Raw genomic sequence first — 19,080 nt, forward strand, 5'->3', positions numbered from 1 at the left:
TGTGTCATCGTCTGCCGCGCAGTTTCTGGTCAATGGCCTGGAACTGGTCGGCCTTGCTGAAGGTGATGAGCTGCACGACCTGGTCAGACAGCCGCACCTCCGCGGTGGCTCCGGCTTTTACGGAATAGCCCGCATCCCCATCACAGCTGATAAAAACTTCTTCATCTGCCACCTGGCCTACACAGAGGTTGATCTTGCGCTCCTGCGCAAAAACCATGGCCGGGCTGGCAAGGCTGTGGGGGCAGATGGGCGTGACAACGATGCCCTTGGTCTGAGAATCAAGGATCGGCCCGCCTGCCGCCAGAGAATAAGCGGTGGAGCCGGTGGGCGTTGCCACAATGACACCATCGCCCCGGTAATGTTCCACCAGGATATCGTCACAATAGATGCTGAAATCCACTGCCTGCTGCAGGCGGCCCTTGGTCATAACCACATCATTCAGGGCATGGCCCTCCCAGCTGTCATCCCCCAGCACACGGACATAGAGCAGCATCCGGTTATCCAGAAAATATTCCCCCCGGGCTACGGCGGAGAGCTTGGCTTCCATTTCATCGACCTCACAGGTAGCCAGAAAGCCGCACCGGCCCAGATTGATGCCGAGGATGGGCTTTCGGTATTCCAGTGAGAGGTTGGCTTCATGCAGGATGGTGCCATCTCCTCCGATAGTCAGGATGACATCCGTCCGTTCCAGGCATTCCTTCTGGGTCAGATACACCACGCCCATGGTCATGCACTCGGCCTGCAGGCCGTCCTGCATCAACACCTGTGCCCCATGGGTCAGCAGGATCTGCGCCGCACGCTGGGAAATGCCGTAGGCCATAGCCTTGCCGGGGTTTGGGGAAATGTAGACGGTCATCGTCCGCGCCCTCCCTGATTTTGTGGATTATGGTTCAGCGGTCCAGCGTAGAATGGCTGGATGCCACCACCTGTTCAGCAACCGAATCATCCAGTGCACCGGGTTCATCGCTCTTCTGAACGAACATCAGATATTCAATGTTTCCCTCAGGGCCCTTGACGGGGCTGAAATCCAGTCCGCAGACCTTGAAGCCGTTGGCAGCAGCATAGCCCATGGCATTGTGCAGCACCTCACGGTGGGTGACAGGGTCACGGACAACGCCGTTTTTGCCCACCTTTTCGCGGCCAGCCTCAAACTGGGGCTTGACCAGGCAGACACCCATAGCGTCCGGAGTGGTGATGGCCTGCGCCACTGGGAAAATATGATGCAGCGAGATAAAAGAGACATCAACGCTAAAAAACTCGATCGGCTCTGCCAATTGGTCGAGGGTCACGTTGCGGATGTTTGTGCGTTCCATATTGACCACCCGCTCATCGGTGCGCAGACTCCATGCCAGCTGACCGTAGCCCACATCCACAGCGTAGACCTTGACTGCACCATTTTGCAGCATACAGTCGGTAAAGCCGCCGGTGGATGCGCCAATGTCCATGCAGACTTTCCCCTTGGGGGTCAGCGGAAAACACTGCATCGCCTTTTCCAGTTTCAGGCCGCCGCGGCTGACATAACCGATATCATGGCCGCGCACCTCCACCTTGGCATCCTCTTTGATCATCTCACCGGCTTTGTCTACCTTCTGTTCATTGACAAAGACCACGCCGGACATGATCATCGCCTTGGCGCGCTCACGGCTCTGGATCAGACCATGCTGAACCAGATATTGATCCAAACGAATCTTCAAGATTCTGCTCCTTTCCATGTACGGATGGCCTGTGCCAGATGTTCTGCATCCAGGCCGGTGCTCTGCTTGATCTGCGGAACCGTCGCATGGGGCAGACGCACATCCTCCACACCACGATGGATATAAGCACCCTGCCAGCCTGCTTTCTGCAGAGCCATTTCCAGATGCTCACCGATGCCGCCGCAGGCTACGCATTCCTCTGCGAACAAAACAACGTCATATCTTGAAATTTCAGAAATAAGCTCAGGTGTAAAGGGATATATCTTTACAAGATTATAAACATCACAGGGAACGTTTTCTTTGCCCAGAAGCTTCGCCGCAGTCAGCACATCCTCGACTTCGTCGGCGTAACTGACCATTACAGCCTTGGCATCAGGTGCGGTATAGAGCCGGTCATATTCTCTGCCGGAACAGCCAAACTGCGCCAGTGCTGCGCTCTCACCACCGCGGGGATACCGGATTGCCCGGGGGCCCTGCATCTCATCACTGAGCAGGATGGGCAGCCAGTGCCGCAGTTCGGCATAGTTGGAGGGTGAATAGACAGGAATTCCCACCTGACTGAGGAAGGCCGGGTCAAAGATTCCCTGATGGGTCTCGCCGTCTGCCGGAACAAAACCGGCACGGTCGATGGCAAGAACAACATTCTCCTTCAGCAGGTTCACATCATGGATGATCTGGTCATAGGAACGCTGCAGGAAGGTGGAGTAGATACAGACCACCGGCAGCATTCCCTGGCTGGCAAGGCCCGCTGCAAAGGTCACAGCATGTTGCTCTGCCATGCCCACATCAAAGAAACGCTTGGGGTGGGTGTGTGCAAAGAACTGCAGGCCCGTACCATACTTCATGGCGGCCGTGATGGCACAGATCTTCTGGTTTTCCGTGCCCTCCTTGTTCAGGACATTGCCGAACACCGTCGAGAAAGACTCCTTGGGAGCCACCTCAGGGTCTGGGATGCTGTTGACCAGATCAAAGGTCGAAACACCGTGGAAGTTACCGGGGTTGCTCTCAGCCGGGGCATAGCCCTTGCCTTTCTTGGTCACGACATGCAGGAAATGGGGGCCGGGTTGCCTGTGGATATCGCGCAGGATCCCTTCAAGCTCCGGTTCGTTATTGCCATCAAAAGGACCATAATAGTGGAAGCCCATATCCTCAAACATGGTCGAATGATACATTGCCCTGCGCACCATGGCCTTGCTGTTCTGGATCGCAGATTTCAGCGGCGGTCCAATGACAGGAACGCCATCCAGAAAGGAACGCACATTTTCCTTGGCATCGTAATAGCGGCTGGTGGTGCGCAGATGGCTCAGGTAGCGGGACAACGCGCCCACATTCTTGGAAATGGACATCTTGTTGTCGTTCAGGATGACCAGCAGATTGTCCAGCCCGCCGATATTGTTCATCCCCTCGTAGACCATACCGCCGGTAAAGGCTCCGTCACCAATGAGGGCAACCACCTGTCCCGGCTCGCCCCGCAGCTTTTTGGCCCAGGCAATGCCCACAGCCAGCGAGAGCGCGGTGTTGCCGTGACCGGCAATAAAAGCATCATGCTCACTTTCGTTGGGGTTCGGGAAACCGGAAATGCCATCCAGCTGCCGCAACTTGGCAAAGCCCTCGCGGCGGCCGGTCAGCAGCTTGTGGGTATAGCACTGATGGCCCACATCAAACACGATCTCATCCGTGGGGGTGGTCAGCACCCGGTGCAGAGCCACCGTCAACTCCACAGCACCCAGATTGGATGCCAGATGGCCACCGGTCTTTGATACGTTATCCAGAAGAAATTCACGGATTTCTGCGCAAAGCTGCACGGTCTGCTGACTGGACAGCTTTTTCAGATCGCTGGGCTGAGAGATTTTCTCCAGCAAAGGCGAATTCATAAATTCACGTCCTTCTCACGTTTTGAAATGGGGCGCTCAAAGGCCCATAGGATAGAGGAAGCCGACCAGTATACCCAGTGCAAAACCGGCCATAACCTGCAGCGGAGTGTGACCAACCATCTCTTTCAGGTGCATATTCTGCAGGAAGGGATTGTTTTTCTCGGTCACTTCGATCCACTGCTCCAGCATCTTGTTCAGCACCTTGGCCTGCTCGCCGGTCTCGCGGCGCACACCCATAGCATCGTGCATGGTGATGATGGCAACAACTGCGGCCACCGCAAAGATAGCCGAATTGATGCCCTCGCTGCGTGCCGTAGCAATGACCATGGCCGTTACCGTGGCGCTGTGGGCACTGGGCATACCGCCATCGCCCCACATCCGCTCCAGCTGGAACCTGCCCAGCAGGACAAAGTTGATGATGGTCTTGAGCACCTGCGCCACAAACCAGGACAACAGGGATACTGTAAGGATCTCATTGAACGTCAGGACGCTATGGATAAATTGCATGGTAGTTCCACCTTCTTATTTTTTCGGATCAGCTGCGGCGCACCAGCAGCTCTTTTGCCAGCTGCTCCAGGAAAGCGGCCTTTTCGCCAAATTCCGCGTGCAGGGAGGCGCAGGTCTCGTTGTTCAGTTTTTTTGCCAGCTCCATGGCACCCTCGGCCCCATACAAGGTCACAAAGGTGGTCTTGCCGTTCTCACTGTCGCTGCCAATGGGTTTGCCCAGCTGTTCGGCGGTGCTGGTCACATCCAGCACATCATCCACGATCTGGAACACCAGACCAATGCCGAAGGCATAGTCCTCCAGCTCCTTGCACTGGGTCTCATTGGCCTGAGCAGCGGCAGCACCCATCTGAACAGCAGCATTGATGAGCGCACCGGTCTTGTTCCGGTGGATCAGCCGCAGCTGCTCTTCAGTGGCAGCCAGTGCCTCATATTTCAGGTCAAGCTCCTGCCCATAAACCATGCCATGGCTGCCCGCACCAGCGCCCAAGGCCCTTGCGGCCTGCACACTGACAATGGGCGAAGCCGGTGCATTTGCGACCACGTTGAACGCCTCGGTCAACAGTACATCGCCGGCCAGCATAGCAGTGGATTCACCAAAGGCCTTGTGGCAGCTGGGCTTGCCCCGGCGCAGGTCATCGTTGTCCATGCAGGGCAGGTCATCATGGATCAGAGAATAGCAGTGCAGCATCTCGACCGCCGCCGCAAACTGCTCGGCTGCTTCAGCGCTGCCGTTGAGCATATCGCACACGGCCAGAACCAGCACTGCGCGGATGCGTTTGCCACCGCCCAGCAGGCTGTAACGGGCAGCCCGGCAGACCTCAGATTCCTCGGGCAAAAAAGTCTCGCAGGCCTTTTCCAGTGCCTGATTTGCCCTGGCAAGATACTCTTGATACTGCTTCGCGTAATCCATGAAACTTCCTCCTTAATGTGCGGCATCCGGCCGGGGGGCCCGCTGCGCGTCGATCTCATCCAGCTGCAGCGTGGCCTTTTCCAGCGTACCGTTACAATAATCCATCAGGGATGCGGCTTCGGCATAGAGTTTGACCGATTCCGCCAGCGTTGTTTCCGGCTGCTGCATCTGTTCAAGGATGGCTTCCAGCCGGGTCATTCCATCCTCAAAGCTTTTGGGTGCTCTCATCCAGTTCCTCCACTGTGTTGACCGTGCAGGTCACGCGGTGTTCCGTGCCCCGGAGTTTACAGGTCTGCCCGGGCCGGAGTGCATCCGGCGTGCAGATCCTTCCCCTATTGTCCTGCACCATGGCATAGCCGCGGGCCAGCACACCGTAGGGGTTCAGGGATGCGGCAAGTGCTGCCGTATGCTTCAGATGCAGCTCTCCGGCCTGCAGCTTGTCTTTGACGGCAGTTTGCAGCCGCCCAGCCAGAGTATCCAAGCAGGCAGCACGCTCCTCCAGCGCTGCCTGTACACCGGCACGGGAAAGCAGCTGTTCGGTCTGTTCCAGTCTATTATAACATAAACTCAGCTTAAATTGGATACAATTGTGAATATTTTCTTCCAAAGTGCATAATTTTCGTTCCTGTTCAGCACGGTCGGGCACAGCAAGCTCTGCCGCCGCTGAGGGCGTGGGCGCGCGCTGATCTGCCACAAAATCCAGGATCGTAAAATCGATCTCATGACCAATGGCGCTGATGAGGGGCGTTTTGCAGCGGTAGGCCGCCCGGGCAATGACCTCGGCGTTGAATACCCACAGGTCCTCCCGGCTTCCGCCGCCGCGCGCTACAATGATCTCGTCCACCCGCCCGCTTTTGTCCAGCCGGGTAATGGCATCGGCGATCTCCTCTGCAGCTTCAAAGCCCTGCACATTCACAGGAGCCAGCAGCAGACGCACTGCGGGCCAGCGCCGACCGATGACATTGCGAATATCCTGCAGTGCAGCACCAGTCTTGCTGGTGACAAGGCCGATACACTGCGGGAACCGGGGCAGCGGCTTTTTATGCTCCGGTGCAAACAGTCCTTCTTTGTCCAGCTTTGCCTTCAGCTGTTCAAAGGCCAGCTGTGTCGAACCGATGCCGTCCGGAAACATGTCGTTGACATAGACCTGAAACGCGCCGTCCCGCTCGTAGAGGGTCACACGGCAGCGTACCACCACCTTCATGCCCTCTTCGGGCTGGAAACCCAGCCGCCGCGCATCGGAGCGGAACATCACAGCCCTGACGCTGGCGGCTTCGTCCCGCAGGGAAAAGTAGCAGTGCCCGCTCCGGGCGTTCTGCACAAAGTTGGAAATCTCGCCCCGCAGGGCCAGATCGAACAGAACATCATTCATGTCCAGCAGATTCTTGACGTACCGGTTCAGGGCCGAGACTGAGATCACTTCAGCCATAATCCAGCCCCCTGTGCGGCAAGAATGGACACGCCGATGGCGTTGTCGCTGGAATACTGCCCGGGCACGAAATACACCTGCGGAAGGCGCTGCTGCACCCAGGCGTGGATGATATCACTGCTCATCACACCGCCCGCACAGACCACCGGCAGGCCGGGATATTCCTTCTGGGCGGCTTTTGTCATCTTGACCACGGTGTCTGCCACACAGAGCAGGCAGTATTTGCAGACATACTCCGGGGTTTTGCCCTCATTCAGCAGGGCGTTGCACTGATTTTCCAGCCCCGAAAGACTGCACTGCATCCCCTTCACGCTGGATCTGGGCTTAATGGGTTCCTCACACAAGGCAGCCAGACGGGAAACTTCCACACCTGCCGGGAAGCCAAACCCCAGCTTGACCCCCACACGATCCACTGCCTGCCCGGCGTATAGGTCGGTGCTGGTGCCCAGTGTGGTGATCTCCTTTACCTCATTGCAGAGCAGAAGATCCGTTGTACCGCCTGAGATGTGGAAGAGCAGCACTTTCTGGCGGAAGAGCTCTTCCCCTTTTGCTGCAAACAGCGCTGCCGCCGCGTGTCCCTGCTGATGGGTGGTATGGATGAGCGGGATGCCCCGGGCCTGCGCAAAGGCTGTGGCCGCGCTGACACCCGCCAGGAAGCAGGGCATATAGCTTCCCTCCACGGGGCGCGGCTTCTGGGAAACGCCCACTGCCGAGATTTGGGTCAGATCAAACTCCCGGCCAAGCTCCTCCAGCATCTCGGGCAGAGCCGCGGTATGGTGGAAGAGCGCATCACTCTGCCGCAGGCCCAGCTGGCCCTCCTTGACCGGCAGAAAACGTTTCTTTGCGCAAACAACCTCTCCGGCTGTGTGAAAAACCGCCAGAGAGGTTGCATAGTTGCTTGTGTCGATGCCCAGCGTATAGTGGCTCACTGTTCTTCCGACTCCACCGGCTCCGTATCCAGACCCTGCTCACGGGCAACAGCACCCAGCAGACCATTCACGAACTGATAGTCCTCATCTGCGCCGTATTTCTTGGTCAGCTCCACAGCCTCATTGATGACAACACCGGGCTTACGCTCGTCGCCATACAGCATCTCAGCCAGAGCCAGACGCAGGACAGTCAGGCTGACACGGGGCAGGCGCTCCATGGTCCAGTTGCGCAGATGGTCACGGATGAGGTCGTCCACCTCTGCAGAGTGGCTGTAATAGGCACTCAGCAGGCGCTGGCCGAACACATCCACAGGACGCTCTTCCCCACACTCGTTGTTCGTATCCAGTGCTTCCTGCAGGGGCACATCACCAAAGGTCTGGGAAAAAGCCAGCAGGAACGCATTCTCACGGGCTTCACGACGGGGCAAAATATTTTCCATAATCTTCCTCTTCTACTTTTTATTCCTGTTCCTCAGCCGCAAGGCCGACAATGACAAGGTTCACACGGCTTACCGTGACATTGGTCATGTTCTGAACAGCAGACTTGACATTCTCCTGTACCTTTTCGGCCACAGCAGGGATCTTTGCACCAAACTTGACCACCAGATTCAGGGTCAGTTCAGCGGTGCCGTCCCGCATCTCCACGGTAACAGGGGGCTGGATGCTGGCAGCAGCCAGCAGCTCCTTGACCTTTTTGTTCTGCTTGCCGCAGGAGACCTCGGACACACCGTCCACTTCCAGTGCAGCACAGCGTGCGATCTTGCCGATGACCTCGGTGGAAATTTGCAGGCTCCCGCCCTTAAGATCCATATTCTGTAAATCCATTCTATGGTCCTCCATCTAAAATAAGCGTGTGCTCATTTATTTTATTTCCATCTGTTCAGGGAAGCTTCCCTGTCATTGAATGCTTACGTCTTATTATAGCAAAGTTTTGGAATTTATACAACACCCACCTGCATTTCTTGCCATCTGTTTCTGTTCAACTTGACGGATTCCACTGCGCAAAGTGCAGGCTGCCATACAACACACTGCAAAAACGAGCAGGGCACAATCCGGCGGCACCCGCCGCATCAAAAGGACCCGGGCAGGCAGGGTGCTGAACACATCCGCCTCCCCGCCCGGCAGCAGCAGATAGAACAGGGCCAGTGAAAGCGGCAGATGGAGCATCCTGGCCCGGTAGAGCGGGCGCAGAGTCATTTCCGGCGGGCAGATGGTGCGCACCTGCAGCAACACGGAAAGACCCTGCACGCTCAGTGCTGCACAGCAGAGCAGGCTCCCCCATCGTCCGGTACGGGAGGCCAGGTCACAGCCGGAGCAGACCTCCAGCAGAACGGCACAAAGTGTGCCCGCACCGGCAGGCAAAAGCGCCCCTGCCCCGGCAGCCAACATCCGGAAAAAGAGGATAAAACCGCAGAGCTTGCAGTACGTTATAGCGGCATCGGCCAGGATCTCATCCAGCCGCGGCGGTGCAGGGGATGCTGGCGCTGCAGATCCCGGTTTGACCGAACGCACTCCTGCAAACCGGTTCAGCAGGGCGGCGGTCAGATAGTTTGCGGTGATCTGTGACGCAAACAGCAGCACGCCAAGCTCTGCACTGCCCAGCAGGCTCTGCCCCACCGTCAGAACCACAAAGGATGGACCGGAACAGATACAGGCAGGCAGCAGAGCATCCGCTTCCTCAGCCGTAAGCTGACCGGTCCTGACTGCCTGCGCCGCAGCACTGGCCGCTGGTGCAAAGCCACCCAGGAACCCGATGCAGAGCACCCGTGCCGCACAGGGTGTGCGGATGCCGATGCCCCACGCCGCCAGACGGAACGGCAGGGCCAGCAGGTCGCTTTCCGGGCATTGGACGAGCAGGCGCGATACCACGAGAAACGGGAACAGCGAGAGCAGCAGCGGCCCGCTGCAGAGGGTCAGCCCTTCCCGCAGAGCAGCGGCACAAACCTCCGGCACTGCAAACGGCAGAATCCCTGCCGCCAGTGCCAGCAAAAACAAACCCATCTGATCCCATCTGAAAAGCTGATTCATACACACGCCCTCCGGTTCCATATATATGTGATACGGGGCGCAGTTTTGCCCGGCGGGGAGGGAGCGGGTGTGAAACAGCAGAAAACCGGGCGGCTCTCCCTGCGCGGCTGGTTTGGCCGGATGCTGCGCCAGCCTCCCCGGGGCTTTTACGGCCAGCCGTCTGTCTATCTGAGCGGCGGTGTGATGGAGATCGAGCACTTCCGCAGGGTGCGCACCTATGAGGAGGGCAGGCTCTGCCTGGAATTCGCGGGCGGGTTGTTCACCGTGTATGGGGACGGGCTTAGAATCGAAACACTGGCCGCTCACCGAATTACCCTGCGGGGGCGGTTTTTACGCACAGAATTTTCCAGCGATTAGGGAGGGATGCAGCATCTTACAGCTTTGGGCCGGGGCAACATTTTCTGCCCGGAACGGTGATACCGATGGCCTGCTCTCCGAAGCTGCACGGACAGGCCTGCATCTCACTGCCATCTTCCCTGCTCCCGGCGGCTTTACGGCCCGGTGCGCGGCATGGCACTACCTCCGGCTGGCAAAACTTGCCCGCAAGCGGCGGGTGCATCTGCGCATCCGCAAAAAGACTGGTCTGTTTTTCTTTCTGCGGCCCTACCTCCGGCGGCGGGGGCTGTGGGCCGGGCTTTTGCTGTTTGTGCCGCTTTTGCTTTGGTCACAGGGCCTTGTATGGGCTGTGGATGCTTCCGGCCTGACGACCGGCCAGCAGGCGCGGGCAGCTTCCGTGCTGCGGGAAACCGTTTCCTTGATGCCGGGCAGTATCGTCACGCAGGAAAAACTTGCCGCCGGGGAATATGCTCTGCTGCAAAGCGGTGAATTCTCGTGGGTCAGCCTGAATTTTCAGGACGGGCGGCTGGTACTGGAAGCGGCAGAAGCCAAACCAGTGCCGGAGATCGCCGCCGGAACGCTCCACGGCCTGCGGGCAAAGGCTGCAGGCACGGTTGTCAGCACAAACCTTGTCAGTGGGACGATGCTGGTGGTTCCCGGGCAGGCAGTGGAAAAAGGTCAGGGACTCATCGGCACTGCCCGGGCTGAACGGGACGGCACGCTGATCTTTCAGCCTGCCGCCGGAAGCGTCCGGGCGCAGTTCGAGTGGGAGTTTACGGAAGATCTTCCACTGACGGCTGCCACATGCCAGCTGACCGGGAACACTGTCGTTCAGCGAAGGCTTTTCCTTGCCGGGCAGGTGTTCTCATTGCCTTCCCTTTTCTCTCCTGCGGACGATTCCACGGCGGTCACACGGCATCTTCAGCCGGAGCTTCTGGGGCTGACGCTCCCGCTTTCCGTCGAGGAAACCACCTATTACGAACAGGCAGAAAATGAAGTACATTCCTCAGAGGATGAAGCCAGCGCACTGGCCCGTCTGCATGGCTTACAGGCCTTGCAAAATGATTACCCGGACGCAGAATTTGTGGCGCAGAAAGTGGATGTCACAACCGAGAACGATACGCTGCATTACCGGGTAGTCTACACCATCATTGCTGATATCTGCACCTGAAAACGGCCCGGAGTTTCTCGCTCCAGGCCGTTTTCAGGTTACATCTTATGCATTTTCGGCGGGCTCTTCGGCCGCTTCTTTTTTATAAGCAGCCTTCTCCACCAGCTGATTCAGGTCAAAATGGTATTTGGTGTGGCAGAAATGACAGACGACCTCACAATCCGGGTCCTCATCCCGGAGCTTTTCCAGCTCCTTGCGGCCCAGGCTCAGCAGCATCTCTTCGGTGCGCTCGGCACTGCAGTCACACTTATACTGCACCTCGCGCTCATCTAGTACATTGGGGTTGAAGCCTGCCAGAGCAAGGTTCATCATATCCTCGGGGGTCTTGCCTTCCCGAAGCAGTTCAGTGACGGAAGGCATTGCGCCGATGTTCTGCTCCAGCTGGGTGATCTCGGCATCGGTGGCACCGGGCAGCAGCTGCAGCAGGAAGCCGCCCGCGCAGGCAATGGTCAGGTCAGTATCCACCAGCACACCCAGAGCGCAGACGGTGGGCACCTGCTCGCTGTAAGCATAGTAGCTGGTCAGGTCCTCGGCAATCTCGCCGGAGACCAGCGGCACCTGGCCCACAGTGGGTTCTTTCTGCAGGCGGTTGTCACGGATGACAGTCAGCACGCCGTTTTTGCCCACAGCACCGCCCACATCCAGATGGCCGTTTGCTTTCAGAGGCAGCTCTACCAGCGGGTGGTCGATGCAGCCTTTGACATTGCCGGTACCATCGGTACAGGCAACAACCGTGCCGGTGGGACCGCCGCCCGCCACACGCAGCGTAATGGAATCGTCATCGTCCTTGAGCATGGAGCCCATCAGGGACGCACCGGTGAGCAGGCGGCCCAGGGCTGCGCTGCAGGTCGCACTGGTGTGGTGCAGCTGCTCGGCCGTGCGGACGATCTCAGTGGAGTCCACACCGCAAAACACAACACCGCCGTTTTCAGAAATACCGCGGATCAGATTAGACATTTTCTTTTTCCTCCAATTGGGTATACTGCTTGACGGCACAGAAGAAATAGCGCTCGCTCTCTTCGGTCAGGGGGCCGAAGCTCTCACCGTCGCAGACCTTTTCCAGCACAAAGCCGTGTTTTTCCAATGCGGCTCGGATGGTATCCAGGTCATAGGTATATTCATAGAACTGTTCATGGAAGTGTTCGCCGGTCTCGCGGTAGTCGATGTCCACTGTGATCTCCACCCGGCGGTCCGCAGGGTGATAGTGGTTGCGCCAGACGCAGGCAGCATCCTCTTCCTCAAAGGTGAAAACATTCTCCCCCAGCACCTTCTGGTGCTTGTAAGGGGTGTTCATATCAAAGAGGAACACCCCGCCCTCTTCCATGAAAAAAGCCGCGTTGGCAATGGCGGTATCCAGGTCCGGGATGTGGTTGAAGGTATCGAAGGTAGACACCGCGCCCCGGATGGTGCCGTAGAGATCAAGCTTGAGCAGATCCTGCTGCAAAAGCAGCAGCTTGCCGGAAAGGCCCAGCTGTTCCGCCTTATCCCGCACAACACAGAGCATCTCCTCAGACTGATCGATGCCGATCATATCATAGCCCGCCTGGGTCAGCATCAAGGTCAGCTCCCCTGTTCCACAACCCAGATCGGCCAGAATGCCATCCCGGATATCGTGGGCATTCAGTTCCTGCCGGATCTGCTCATAGAGGGCATCATAGTCGGCTTCGCCGTTGAATTCATCATAGAAATAGGCAAATTCATTGTAGGCCATGGTTTACTCCGCTTCCTCGTCATCGGTGAATTCAGCCGCCACGGCCTCGTTCAACACCGCCTGCAGCTCCGGGATGCCGTAGCCGTTCTCGCCGCTGGTCAGTACCACCTTCTGGCAGCCATAGGGCAGGCAGACCTTTTCAAAATCCTCCTGTGTCTTGGCCAGCTGGCTCTTTTTGAGCTTATCGGCTTTGGTCAATGCCACAACAAAGGGGATCTGATGGTAGTGCAGATACTTCAGCATCTGCAGGTCATCTGCGCTGGGGGCATGGCGGCAGTCAATGAGCTGCACCAGCAGGGTATGATGCCGGGGAGCCTCAAAATAGCTGTTGATGAGGTCATCCCAGCGCTCACGGTCCGCATTGCTGACCTTGGCATAGCCATAGCCGGGCAGATCCACAAAATAGCAGTTGTCCACCTCATAGAAGTTGATGGTGGCCGTTTTGCCCGGTGTACTGGACACGCGGGCAAGGTTCTTGCGGTTGCACAGCTTGTTGATGAGGCTGGACTTGCCCACGTTGGAACGGCCTGAGAAGCTGAGTTCCGGTCGGTCACTTTCGGGCAGCTGGCTGGAAATGCCGTAGCTTGCAATAAAATCCGCTTTGTTGTAGTTCATCGTTTGCTCCTTTGATTAGCAGACAGCCCCCGGCTTCGGTTTTTCCGGTGCGGGCGGGATGGCCGCTTCCACCGGCTTTGCCTTTTTGGCGGGGTGCGGATGACGGGCAGAAACGCTCTTGGGCTTGAGCAGAGCGGCATTGAGCACCTGCGCGAGGTCAGACATGGGCAGGAAGGTCAGATTCTTCTTCACCTCGTCATCCACCTCGTACAGGTCCGGAACGTTATCCTTGGGGATGAGCACGGTTTTCATCCCCTCACGGTAGGCAGCCATGCTCTTTTCGCGCAGACCGCCGATGGGCAGCACATTGCCGTGCAGGGTGATCTCGCCGGTCATGGCAACATCACCGCGCACCGGGATACCGGACAGACAGGACACCAGAGCCGTGGTCAGGGTAACACCGGCACTGGGGCCGTCCTTGGGCACGGCACCCTCGGGGGCATGGATGTGCAGATCGCATTTCTTCAGCCGCTCAGGGTCGATGCCGTATTCCTCGGCGTGGACACGGACATAGGTGATGGCCAGCTGGGCACTTTCCTTCATCACGTCGCCCAGCGAACCGGTGACGGTGATCTTGCCGCTGCCATTATCCATGACCTGCACTTCGATGGGCAGGGTCTCGCCGCCAATGCTGGTCCAGGCCAGACCGTTGGCAATGCCAATGGCATTGGTCCGGTTGAGAAAATCGGGCTTGACGAAGCGGGGCCCCAGCAGCTCTTCCAGGCTGCTGCCGGTCACAGAAACGTTTTCTGCTTCACCGGACGCGATCTTGCGGGCGCACTTGCGCAGGACACTGGTGATGGTACGCTCCAGGGTGCGGACACCGGCCTCACGGGTGTAGCCGTCAATGATGCCGTAGAGCGCGCTCTGGGAGAAGGTGACCTTCCCGGCCAGACCGCAGGCCTTGAGCTGCTTGGGCACCAGATGCTTGCGGGCAATGTTGTATTTCTCCACCCGGGTATAACTGGGCAGCTCAATGACATCCATGCGGTCACGCAGAGGGCCGGGAATGGCGCTCAGATCATTTGCCGTGGTGATAAAAAGCACATGGCTCAGATCAAACGGCATATCGATAAAGTGATCATTAAAGGTGGTGTTCTGCTCGGGATCAAGAGCTTCCAGCAGGGCAGCAGCCGGGTCACCCCGGAAATCGCCCGCCAGCTTGTCGATCTCGTCCAGCAGCATCAGGGGGTTGGAACTCTTGGCGGAGATCATGGCGTTGATGATCTTGCCGGGCATGGCCCCGATATAGGTGCGGCGGTGGCCGCGAATCTCTGCCTCATCCCGCACACCGCCCAGACTGATGCGCACATACTTGCGGTTCAGGCTCTCGGCAATGGAGCGGGCAATGCTGGTCTTGCCGACACCCGGAGGGCCGACCAGGCAGATGATCTGACCCTTGACATCCGGAGCCAGCTTGCGGACAGCCAACACCTCAAGAATGCGGTCCTTGACTTTCTTCAGGCCGTAGTGGTCGCGGTCAAGGATGCGCTGTGCCTTGGCGATATCGAGGTCGTCCTCGGTAAAGCTGTTCCAGGGCAGATCCAGGCAGGTATCCAGATAGGTGCGGATGACCGTTCCCTCCTGGTTGCTGCTCTGCATCTTGGCAAGGCGGTCCACTTCCTTGAGCAGTTTCTTCTCCCGCTCCTCGTCCAGATGCAGCTCCTGGATCCTGCGGCGGTACTCCTCGGCCTCTGCCGTGGTATCATCGTCCTCGCCCAGTTCCTGGCTGATCATGTGCATCTGCTCATGCAGGTAGTAATCACGCTGGTTCTTGTCCATGGCCTCGTCCACTTTCTGGGCGATCTCCTTGTCGATCTCCAGCATCCGGCGCTCCCGATGCAGGCGTTCCACCAGCAGGCGCAGACGGCCGATGAGGGTGCTTTCCTCCATCACAGCCTGCTTATCCTCAAAGCGGAAGAGCAGATTGGCAGGGATGTACTCGCACAGGAAGGCGGGGTCGTTATTCGAGGTAACGGCAAACACCACGTCCTTGCTGATGCGGGGATTCATGGAAAGCACCGCGTCGAAGCTCGTTTTTACGTTGCGGAGCAGGGCCTCCGCCTCGGTCTCTTCCTCTGCCTTGATGGGGCGCACAGGAGCCGGCCGCACCGATGCCAGCAGGAAGCTGCCGTCGGTATCCAGCTCGGTGCGCTTGGCGCGGAACTTGCCCTCCACCAGAATGCGCACCAGATCATCCGAAACACGCATGACCTGCTTGATCTCGGCCACAACGCCGTACTGGTACATCTCCTCTGCCTTGGGGTCCTCAGCCTTCATATCCTTCTGCGCAATGAGGAACACCTCGGATTTATTCCGCACGGCCCATTCCACAGCGGCAATGCTCTTGTCACGACCTACCTCAAAATGCAGCAGGTTGTTGGGGAACACCACCAGCCCACGCAGGGCAATGGCGGGAAGATGGAGGATATTGCGCTCCACCTTGACAGTCACTTTTTCAGACATAAACTCATACCTCCCAGCTGCCCCGCGCCAAAGTGCGCTATCCCGTGGGCAGTTTTTTTGTTGGGTAAAAATTCAGATTTGATTTATTATATCGGATTCCGGCCCCGGTTGCAACCGGGCAGCTCATCCTTTGCGGTTTTCCTGGATATTATAACCCAGCCGTCCCAGTGCAGGCAGCATGGCCCGCAGGGTGACACTGGTGAGCATTCCCATCACAAGACCCAGCACCAGCATAATCGGTGCATAGTAAAGGGACACTGCTGTGGAAAGGATGACACTGGCTCCCAGCAGCTGGCCGATGTTGTGGGCCAGCGCGCCGCAGACCGACAGGATGAACCAGGTAGGCCGCAGCGGGCAGTGATAGTAGAGCAGCCACATCACCAGCAGTGAGAGCAGGCCGCCGCAGAGGGAAAGAAAACCTGCCGTCCAGCCGGAGACCAGAAAGACGAAGAACGCCTTCAGCACATCCAGCACAAGGGCCTGTTTTGGCCCCATGAAGAACAGGGCATACATCACCACAATATTCGCCAGACCCAGCTTCATGCCTGGCAAAAGCCCGGGGATGACCAATGTACCCTCGATGAAGGAAAGCGCCATCGCCAGAGCAAACAGCAGACCTGAAAGGGCGATGCTGTGCGTTTTGTTGTAATTGCGGCGGTTATAGGGCATCATTGTTCTCCTTTGCAGCGGATTATTCTTCATCAGCAGCCTGTTCGTACTGCTCCTGCTCTTCCATTGCCTTTTCCCAGGCAGCAAACAGCTCCTCCTGATGGAAGCGCAGATCACTGAGCTCATCGCTCTTTTGGCGGAGCAGATCGGGGTCATTGTAGACCTCCGGGGAGTTGATCTCATTGTCAAGCTCCACTTCCCTTGCCCCGCAGGCTTCCATTTCATCCTCGCAAGCCTTGATCTTGGCCCGCAGCTCCGCGCGGCGGCGGCGCTGCTCTTTGCCGTAACCGGCCTTGGCGGGCTGCTCCCCGGCTTTTTCCGGAGCGGCAGCAGAAGCGGCACGGCCCATCAGGGCATCGTAGCTCGGATACAGGGTGGCCTTGCCATCTTCCAGATAGAGGATGGGACAGCCCAGACTGTTCATCAGATGGCGGTCATGGGTGACCATGAGCAGGGTCCCGGTGTATGCCATCAGGGCCTCGGTCAGGTTCTCGCGGGTGTAGATGTCCAGGTGGTTGGTGGGCTCGTCCAGAAACAGCAGATTGGGCCGCTCCAGCACGATCTCAGCAAAGCGCAGGCGGGCCAGCTCGCCGCCCGAAAGTGCCTCGCAGGGCTTGAACACTGTCTCGCCCCGGAAACCCAGCTTTGCCAGATGGCTGCGCACTTCCAGCTCCGTCATCCGGGGATACTTGTTCCAGATGACATCGATCACCCGGCCCTGTCCCAGACGGTTTTGCTGCTGGGCAAAAATGCTGGGCCGGGCTCCCGTACCCAGCCGCACCATGCCGCCAGAGGGGCGGCGCTTACCATCCAGCACCTGCATCAGGGTGGATTTGCCCGCACCGTTGGGGCCTGCGATCACCAGCCGCTGACCCCGGCAGACCGTATAGGTAAAGGGTTCCAGCAGGGTGCGCTCCCCGATCCTGATGGTCAGGTTCTTCATCAGCACCAACTCGTTCCACGGCTCCACATCATACTCAAAGCGGAACTTGAGCTGGTTCGTTTCATCCTTTGGTGCTTCCGTGATCTCCAGCTTTTCCAGTTGTTTGCGGCGGCTCTGAGCCATCTTGGTGGTGGAAGCACGCACAAGATTGCGGTCTACATAATCCTGCAGCTTTTCAGCCAGTGCTACATCTGCATCGTGCTGCTTCTGGCGCAGGGCATCGGCAGCTTCCTTCTGGGGCAGATAGGCCGAGAAGTTGCCCTTATAAGTTGTCATGGTCTGGAAGGAGACCTCCCAGATCCTGGTGCAGATATTGTCCAGGAAATAGCGGTCATGGCTGACGACCAGCACGGCACCGGAATAGCCCTTGAGGTAATTCTCCAGCCATTCCATGGTGGCAAAATCCAAGTGGTTGGTGGGCTCGTCCAAGATCAGGACATCCGGCTTTTCCAGCAGCAGCTTTGCCAGACGCAGGCGCGTCAGCTCACCGCCCGAAAGCACAGCGATATTCTTCGTCCAGGTATCCTGCGCAAACCCCATACCGGACAGCACCTTTTTAATGTTGACGTCCATATTGTAGCCGTCAGCGGCATCAATGATGTTCTGCAAAGCATCGTGCTGTTCCAACAGAGAGGCATCCTCCGGGCTGGCGGCCATTCTGCGCTCCAGGATCTGCATCTGGGCCATGGCATCCAGCACATGGGCAAAGCAGGAGCGCATCTCGCCGTAGATATCCAACGTAGGGTCGAGCTTTGCATTCTGTTCCAGATAGCCCAGCGTCACACCATGGGTCACACTGAACTCACCCTCGTAGTCCGTATATTCGCCGGTCAGGATCTTCAGCAGGGTCGTTTTGCCTGCGCCGTTCTGGCCCACGATGCCGATGCGGTCCTCCCGTTCGACACTGGCCGTGACATCATGCAGGACGATCTTCTCGCCAAAGCTCTTGCCCAGCTTTTCCAAATGTATCAGCATTGTTCGTTTTCCAATCTCTCACACAGGCCGCACAGCATTACAGCTGGTGGCGGCGATTCTTCAGGCCCACATTTGCCAGTTCCTCCGGCTCCATCACCAGCGGGTAAAGCTCTTCCAGGCTGCTGATCTCATAGGTAGGAACGACCTTGCCGGGATTCTCGGCGTGGTTGGGGTTATACCAGCAGGTATCCAGCCCGGCGTTCACACCACCCTGCACATCACTGCTCAGGCTGTCGCCCACCATCAGCACATGCTCACGGTTCTCCACGCCCAGCGCACGGAGCGCAGCATCAAAAATCTTGCGGTTGGGCTTTTCGCTGTCCATTTTTTCAGAAACGAACACATCCTCCACGAAATCCAGAATGCCGGATTCCCGCACACGGCGGCTCTGCACCCGGTCAAAGCCATTGGTCACCACAGCCAATGTTGCCACTTCGGAAAGCTCCCGGAGCACGTCCAGCACGTTGGGAGATGTCAGGTCAGGGTGGGTAGAGAGCTGATCCAGATAGAATTTGTTCATCTCCACACCGTTGCCTGCGGCATTCACTGCCTTCAGAAAGCGGGTGAACCGCTCCCCCATCAGCTTGTCCCGGCGGATCTGACCCTTTTCCAGCTGCCGCCAGAGCTCCTCGTTGATGGTGCGGTAGGTCTGCACCGTCTCGGCATCCGGCTCAATGCCGTACTCCCGCAGGGTGTCAGCCAGCGCCTTGTTTTCCGCTGCATCAAAATCCAGCAGCGTATTATCAGCATCAAACAGAACACAATAGTATTTTGCCATGGTTCGTTACCCCTCTTTCATGCTTGTGTCATTTTCCGGGACGCT

At 57.9% G+C, this 19,080-nt stretch carries 20 protein-coding genes; 2 read left to right on the plus strand and 18 right to left on the minus strand.

Annotated elements, in window-relative coordinates:
• Positions 1-4 precede the first annotated feature (4 nt).
• The 11 genes from J3351_RS00495 to J3351_RS00545 form a co-directional block, all read right to left on the minus strand.
• Positions 5-856, minus strand: a complete 852-nt coding sequence (locus J3351_RS00495) for an NAD(+)/NADH kinase (RefSeq protein ID WP_207696859.1) — start codon at positions 854-856, stop codon at positions 5-7.
• Positions 857-890: 34 nt separating this feature from the next.
• Positions 891-1,694: a TlyA family RNA methyltransferase gene (locus J3351_RS00500; protein ID WP_207696860.1), complete on the minus strand. Its 804-nt coding sequence runs from the start codon at positions 1,692-1,694 to the stop codon at positions 891-893.
• On the minus strand, positions 1,691-3,568 hold the full coding sequence (gene dxs, locus J3351_RS00505; RefSeq protein WP_207696861.1) for a 1-deoxy-D-xylulose-5-phosphate synthase: 1,878 nt from the start codon (positions 3,566-3,568) through the stop codon (positions 1,691-1,693). Before dxs ends, J3351_RS00500 begins: the two co-directional genes overlap by 4 nt.
• A 36-nt stretch (positions 3,569-3,604) precedes the next feature.
• Positions 3,605-4,075, minus strand: a complete 471-nt coding sequence (locus J3351_RS00510; RefSeq protein ID WP_207696862.1) for a divergent PAP2 family protein — start codon at positions 4,073-4,075, stop codon at positions 3,605-3,607.
• Between the two features lie 28 nt (positions 4,076-4,103).
• Entirely contained in the window at positions 4,104-4,985 is an 882-nt protein-coding gene (locus J3351_RS00515) for a polyprenyl synthetase family protein (RefSeq protein WP_207696863.1), read from the minus strand.
• A 12-nt stretch (positions 4,986-4,997) separates the two neighbouring features.
• On the minus strand, positions 4,998-5,213 hold the full coding sequence (gene xseB / locus J3351_RS00520; RefSeq protein WP_223383781.1) for an exodeoxyribonuclease VII small subunit: 216 nt from the start codon (positions 5,211-5,213) through the stop codon (positions 4,998-5,000).
• Positions 5,191-6,414 (minus strand): exodeoxyribonuclease VII large subunit, encoded by a 1,224-nt coding sequence (xseA, locus tag J3351_RS00525; protein WP_207696864.1) that lies wholly within the window; start codon positions 6,412-6,414, stop codon positions 5,191-5,193. The genes xseB and xseA overlap by 23 nt, the downstream gene beginning before the upstream one ends.
• A complete protein-coding gene (locus J3351_RS00530; RefSeq protein WP_207696865.1) occupies positions 6,402-7,343 on the minus strand; it encodes a glycoprotease in 942 nt (313 codons plus the stop codon). The genes xseA and J3351_RS00530 overlap by 13 nt, the downstream gene beginning before the upstream one ends.
• The gene (gene nusB, locus J3351_RS00535; RefSeq protein ID WP_005933702.1) at positions 7,340-7,783 is read right to left on the minus strand and encodes a transcription antitermination factor NusB; all 444 of its coding nucleotides are present in this window, start codon (positions 7,781-7,783) and stop codon (positions 7,340-7,342) included. The genes J3351_RS00530 and nusB overlap by 4 nt, the downstream gene beginning before the upstream one ends.
• A gap of 19 nt (positions 7,784-7,802) precedes the next feature.
• Positions 7,803-8,183 (minus strand): Asp23/Gls24 family envelope stress response protein, encoded by a 381-nt coding sequence (locus tag J3351_RS00540; protein ID WP_207696866.1) that lies wholly within the window; start codon positions 8,181-8,183, stop codon positions 7,803-7,805.
• 78 nt (positions 8,184-8,261) lie between these two features.
• Complete coding sequence (locus J3351_RS00545) at positions 8,262-9,371, minus strand: hypothetical protein (RefSeq protein WP_207696867.1); 1,110 nt, start codon at positions 9,369-9,371, stop codon at positions 8,262-8,264.
• 69 nt (positions 9,372-9,440) lie between these two features.
• On the opposite strand from J3351_RS00545, the gene J3351_RS00550 reads away from it, so the two are divergent.
• Positions 9,441-9,728: a sporulation protein gene (locus tag J3351_RS00550; RefSeq protein WP_307862843.1), complete on the plus strand. Its 288-nt coding sequence runs from the start codon at positions 9,441-9,443 to the stop codon at positions 9,726-9,728.
• Entirely contained in the window at positions 9,640-10,878 is a 1,239-nt protein-coding gene (locus J3351_RS00555) for a sporulation protein YqfD (RefSeq protein ID WP_207696868.1), read from the plus strand. The genes J3351_RS00550 and J3351_RS00555 overlap by 89 nt, the downstream gene beginning before the upstream one ends.
• A gap of 45 nt (positions 10,879-10,923) precedes the next feature.
• On the opposite strand, the gene hslO is transcribed toward J3351_RS00555, so the two are convergent.
• The 7 genes from hslO to J3351_RS00590 all read right to left on the minus strand — a co-directional run bounded on the left by hslO (position 10,924) and on the right by J3351_RS00590 (position 19,035).
• Positions 10,924-11,835, minus strand: a complete 912-nt coding sequence (gene hslO / locus J3351_RS00560) for an Hsp33 family molecular chaperone HslO (RefSeq protein ID WP_207696869.1) — start codon at positions 11,833-11,835, stop codon at positions 10,924-10,926.
• Positions 11,828-12,589 carry a class I SAM-dependent methyltransferase gene (locus J3351_RS00565; protein WP_098922388.1) on the minus strand — a complete coding sequence of 254 codons (762 nt, stop codon included), beginning with the start codon at positions 12,587-12,589 and terminating at the stop codon, positions 11,828-11,830. Before J3351_RS00565 ends, hslO begins: the two co-directional genes overlap by 8 nt.
• 3 nt (positions 12,590-12,592) lie before the next feature.
• Positions 12,593-13,204 carry a ribosome biogenesis GTP-binding protein YihA/YsxC gene (yihA, locus tag J3351_RS00570; RefSeq protein ID WP_005932873.1) on the minus strand — a complete coding sequence of 204 codons (612 nt, stop codon included), beginning with the start codon at positions 13,202-13,204 and terminating at the stop codon, positions 12,593-12,595.
• Between the two features lie 15 nt (positions 13,205-13,219).
• Entirely contained in the window at positions 13,220-15,670 is a 2,451-nt protein-coding gene (gene lon, locus J3351_RS00575) for an endopeptidase La (RefSeq protein WP_207683844.1), read from the minus strand.
• A 123-nt stretch (positions 15,671-15,793) separates the two neighbouring features.
• Entirely contained in the window at positions 15,794-16,339 is a 546-nt protein-coding gene (locus J3351_RS00580; protein WP_156058263.1) for a Gx transporter family protein, read from the minus strand.
• Positions 16,340-16,361: 22 nt separating this feature from the next.
• Positions 16,362-18,257: an ABC-F family ATP-binding cassette domain-containing protein gene (locus J3351_RS00585; protein WP_207696870.1), complete on the minus strand. Its 1,896-nt coding sequence runs from the start codon at positions 18,255-18,257 to the stop codon at positions 16,362-16,364.
• 37 nt (positions 18,258-18,294) lie between these two features.
• The gene (locus J3351_RS00590; protein WP_097771976.1) at positions 18,295-19,035 is read right to left on the minus strand and encodes a YjjG family noncanonical pyrimidine nucleotidase; all 741 of its coding nucleotides are present in this window, start codon (positions 19,033-19,035) and stop codon (positions 18,295-18,297) included.
• Positions 19,036-19,080 lie beyond the last annotated feature (45 nt).

This window comes from Faecalibacterium sp. Marseille-Q0746 (genome assembly GCF_017377595.1).
GTDB lineage: Bacteria > Bacillota > Clostridia > Oscillospirales > Ruminococcaceae > Faecalibacterium > Faecalibacterium duncaniae.